At 64.0% G+C, this 573-nt stretch carries 2 pseudogenes; one reads left to right on the forward strand and one right to left on the reverse strand.

The features are described from left to right. Positions 1-312 (reverse strand): annotated as a pseudogene (locus tag AACY45_RS27590) (zinc-binding dehydrogenase); the annotation flags it as partial. A gap of 21 nt (positions 313-333) precedes the next feature. Here AACY45_RS27590 and AACY45_RS27595 point away from each other — a divergent pair. Continuing rightward, a pseudogene (locus AACY45_RS27595) lies at positions 334-573 on the forward strand (homoserine dehydrogenase); the annotation flags it as partial.

Here is a 573-nt window from a genome sequence, read left to right on the forward strand (position 1 = left end):
TTCCTGCAGATCGAGCCGCGTGCCGACGATGGAGCCACGAACAGTGATCCCGTTCAGGACCGTGTCGAAAATCGACAGCGGAAAGTCGCCTGGCGGAAGCCCGTTCAACGCCACCGTGCCTCCCCGCCTGACCATGCCGAGTGCTTGCTGGAATGCGATCGGCGACACTGCTGTGACAAGTGCGCCATGGGCGCCACCGATCTCCTTCTTGATGAATGCGGCAGGGTCGAAGTTGCGCGCGTTGACGGTGAGATCCGCGCCCAGTCGCTCCGCGAGCGCGAGTTTGGCGTCGTCGATGTCGACGGCCACGACACCGCGCAGAAGCTCGCCATTCTGGCCAGCCTCGCCTTCGGCACGATAGTTGCTCAAAGTGCCGTGTATGTCGAAGGCATCTCCTCCATCGCGCCGGAAGACCTGCGCGCGGCCGACGAGCTCGGCTACCGCCTCAAACTGCTCGGCGTTGCGGTTCGCACCGCCAAGGGCATCGAGCAGCGCGTGCACCCGACCATGGTGGCCAAATCCTCCTCGATCGCACAGGTGATGGGTGTCACCAACGCGGTCACGATCGATGGC

This window comes from Pseudomonas sp. RA_35y_Pfl2_P32 (genome assembly GCF_963970735.1).
GTDB lineage: Bacteria > Pseudomonadota > Gammaproteobacteria > Pseudomonadales > Pseudomonadaceae > Aquipseudomonas.